Annotated in this window: 4 protein-coding genes; 3 read left to right on the top strand and 1 reads right to left on the bottom strand. The window is 32.2% G+C overall.

Annotated features, from left to right (window positions below; translation table 11 throughout):
* Positions 1-76: 76 nt before the first annotated feature.
* Positions 77-1,582 (top strand): F0F1 ATP synthase subunit beta, encoded by a 1,506-nt coding sequence (gene atpD / locus U9R42_05460; protein ID MEA3495467.1) that lies wholly within the window; start codon positions 77-79, stop codon positions 1,580-1,582.
* Position 1,583: 1 nt separating this feature from the next.
* On the top strand, positions 1,584-1,817 hold the full coding sequence (atpC, locus tag U9R42_05465; protein MEA3495468.1) for an ATP synthase F1 subunit epsilon: 234 nt from the start codon (positions 1,584-1,586) through the stop codon (positions 1,815-1,817).
* A gap of 146 nt (positions 1,818-1,963) precedes the next feature.
* Here atpC and U9R42_05470 read toward each other — a convergent pair whose 3' ends face one another.
* Positions 1,964-2,704 (bottom strand): polyprenol monophosphomannose synthase, encoded by a 741-nt coding sequence (locus U9R42_05470; protein MEA3495469.1) that lies wholly within the window; start codon positions 2,702-2,704, stop codon positions 1,964-1,966.
* Between the two features lie 123 nt (positions 2,705-2,827).
* Here U9R42_05470 and U9R42_05475 point away from each other — a divergent pair, with 123 nt between their 5' ends.
* On the top strand, positions 2,828-3,313 hold the full coding sequence (locus U9R42_05475) for an HAD-IIIA family hydrolase (protein MEA3495470.1): 486 nt from the start codon (positions 2,828-2,830) through the stop codon (positions 3,311-3,313).
* Positions 3,314-3,685: the final 372 nt, after the last annotated feature.

The following is a 3,685-nucleotide window of genomic DNA, read 5'->3' on the forward strand; positions in this document are numbered from 1 at the left end:
TTATTCTTAATTTCTTCTTAGTAATTTCTAATTTCCTAAAATATTTTTTTTAAATTTGCTAAAAAAAATTACTCCAATTATGAATAAAGGAAAAGTAATTCAAGTTATAGGTCCGGTTATAGATGTTAGTTTTTCAAACGAAGGAAATCACTTACCTGATATAAATACAGCACTTTCCATAAAACAAAAAGACGGCAGTCAATTAATTCTGGAGGTTCAAAAACACCTTGGAGAAAATATTGTAAGAACAGTTGCCATGGATTCTAGCGAAGGACTTGTTCGTGGGATGGAAGTTATTGATACTGAATCACCGATAAAAATGCCCATAGGCGAAAATATCAGAGGAAGATTATTTAATGTCGTAGGACAGGAAATTGATGGAATTGGAGCTGTAAAAACTGATAATTACAGAGCTATTCATCAAGATCCGCCTGAATTTGAAGAACTTTCAACAGAAGAAGAACCACTTTGGACAGGAATTAAAGTTATTGATTTACTCGAACCATTCTCTAAAGGAGGTAAAGTTGGTTTGTTTGGTGGTGCTGGCGTAGGAAAAACTGTAATCATCATGGAGCTGATTAATAATATTGCCAAAATGTATGAAGGCATTTCAGTGTTTTCAGGTGTAGGAGAAAGAACAAGAGAAGGTAACGACCTTATTCGTGAATTCCTTGAATCAGGTGTTATCAACTATGGAGATGAATTCAAAAAAAGTATGGAAGAAGGAAACTGGGATCTTTCAACAGTTGATATGGAAGCAGTAAAAAAATCTCAGGCAACAATGGTTTTCGGTCAAATGAACGAACCTCCCGGAGCACGTGCTAGAGTTGCACTTTCAGGATTAAGTGTTGCAGAATCTTTTCGTGATGGCACAGAAGAAAGCGGTGGAGGAGACATACTTTTATTTATTGATAATATTTTCCGATTTACACAAGCAGGTTCCGAAGTATCTGCCCTTTTAGGACGTATGCCTTCGGCTGTTGGATACCAACCTACACTTGCATCAGAAATGGGTAAAATGCAAGAAAGAATTTCCTCAACAAAAAGAGGCTCAATTACTTCAGTGGAAGCTGTTTATGTTCCTGCTGATGACCTTACCGACCCCGCTCCTGCTACTACTTTTGCACACCTTGATGCTACTACTGTTTTAAGTAGAAAAATTGCAGAACTTGGAATTTATCCTGCTGTTGACCCTCTTGATTCTACTTCAAGAATTCTAACAGCTGAAATTATTGGTGATAAACATTATCAAACAGCTCAAAGAATAAAAGAATTACTCCAACGCTTTAAAGATTTACAAGACATTATTGCTATACTTGGTATTGATGAACTTTCTGACGAAGACAAACTGATAGTTCACCGTGCACGTAGAATACAAAGATTTTTATCACAACCATTTCATGTAGCTGAGCAATTTACAGGAATGCCAGGTAAATTTGTTAAAATTGAAGACACTATTAAAGGCTTTAACATGATTCTTGATGGTGAAGTTGACAAATATCCTGAAAATGCATTTTTGCTTGTTGGTACTATAGAAGAAGCTATTGAGAAAGGTGAAAAACTACTTAAAGAAGCTGAATAAAATGTATCTTGAAATTATATCACCTGAGAATGTTCTTTTTGAAGGAGAAGTGAGAAGTGTAAAACTCCCCGGAGAAGAAGGCTATTTTGAAATTTTGGATAATCATGCTCCTATAATTGCACTACTGAAAGAAGGTGAAATTAGAATCATTAAAGATGATGGCGAAAAGGAATTTTACGATACCGACTCAGGTTTTGTGGAAGTAGTGAAAAACAAAGTAATTGTTTTGATTTAAGAACTATTTATTTGTTTAAACGCAGAGTCGCAGAAACGCAGAGAAAAAAGTCAACCCTATTCAGGCAAGCACAAAGCACATCCTGTATCTTGCATCCTGTATCCTGCATCTTGTATCCTGCATCTTGTATCCTGCATCTTGTACACCTACTTTGAGTATTTTTTAAACCAGCTTGTCCATTTCATTTGAATAACACCAAAAAATGCTTCATAAAAAATAGATTTATTCATTTTTGAAACTCCCTTTTGCCTATCGGTAAAAATAATAGGAATCTCTTTAATTTTAAATTTATACTGCCATGTTAAAAATTTCATTTCAATCTGAAAAGCATAACCTTTAAATCTAATTTTATCAAGTTCAAGGGTTTCAAGAACTTTTCTTCGGTAGCAAACAAATCCGGCAGTGGTATCTTTTACAGGCATTCTCGTAATAAATTGAACATAGCGTGAAGCATACACAGACATAAGCACTCTTCCAAGAGGCCAGTTTACAACATTAGCACCTGTAATATATCTTGACCCAATTGCCAAGTCAATATTATCTTTATCAACAGCGTTAAGCAACCTTTCCAAATCATTAGGGTTATGAGAAAAATCTGCATCCATCTCAAAAATATTATCGTATTTGTGCTCAATAGCCCATTTAAAACCTTTGATATAAGCAGTACCTAAGCCAAGTTTTCCTTTCCTCTCAAGTATATGCAGTCTGTTTGCGAATTCATTATTAATCAAATCCTTAACAATAACAGCTGTACCATCCGGTGAGTTGTCATCAATAACAAGTATTTCAAATGGAGAATTTAAAGAAAATACCTTTCTTATAATATCCTCAATATTCTCCTTCTCATTAAATGTGGGAATTATTACTAATGATTTTGACAAAACAATTTATTTAATAATTTTTAACAAACCGCAAACTTAATAAATATATAAAAAATAAAACACAATTATTTTCAAACTTCTTTGTTATTTTTGAAGTAATTGATTTGTTATATTTTTAATCAATAACTTATGGAAAAAGCAATATTTTTAGATCGTGATGGTGTAATAATAAAGGAAAGGGGTAAATACAATTACAAAGTTGCTCACACAAAATTTGTTAATGGAATAGTTGAAACATTGGAAACACTAAAAAACAATGGCTATATTTTCATTATAATTACAAATCAAGGAGGTATTGCAAAAGGTATTTATACTCATCAGGATGTAAAAGAAATTCATAAATTAATAAAAGATTTTTTTTCATCTTTTCATATTGCTATAAAAGATATTATTTATTGTCCTCATCATGACTCAGTTAGCAAATGCTTGTGTCGAAAACCTGATAGCCTAATGCTCGAAAAAGCTATTGCAAAACATGACATTGATATTACAGAATCATATTTCATTGGTGATTCACAAAGAGATGTTGAAGCAGGGAGAAAAGCAGGATTACAAACTATTAAAATTGAGCCAAACGATAATCTTCTTAACTATTTGAACGAAATTATTAAATAGTGTCTCTAAGAAAACTTGTATGTTTTTGGCTGTTAGAATATTATGTGTATTTTGTCGCTTAAATCTAATGTCACAAAGTAGTCATTTGATTGTCATTAAGTTACAAAACCCAATGACAGCTTGGCTAAATGAGTATTAATGACAAGTGAATGACTTTTACATTCACATCCAATTTTAATTCAAAGCCCAAGTATAATGAGTAATACAAAGTTTTATTAGAGGCACTAAATAGGTACTTCTAGTACTTACTTTATTATTGATTATAAATGCATTAATACTCACATCTTTCTATCTACATTTTTTTTACCTTTGCAATCTAATTTTTCTTTATTTAAACTAAAAACGTAATATATTGACAGTTAAAGTAGAAAA

It is taken from the genome of Bacteroidota bacterium, assembly GCA_034723125.1.
Taxonomy (GTDB): Bacteria; Bacteroidota; Bacteroidia; order CAILMK01; family JAAYUY01; genus JAYEOP01.

Coding starts and splice junctions, on each gene's coding strand:
- atpC (MEA3495468.1), top strand. CDS start 1,584: ATGTATCTTGAAATTATATCACCTGAGAATGTTCTTTTTGAAGGAGAA.
- U9R42_05475 (MEA3495470.1), top strand. CDS start 2,828: ATGGAAAAAGCAATATTTTTAGATCGTGATGGTGTAATAATAAAGGAA.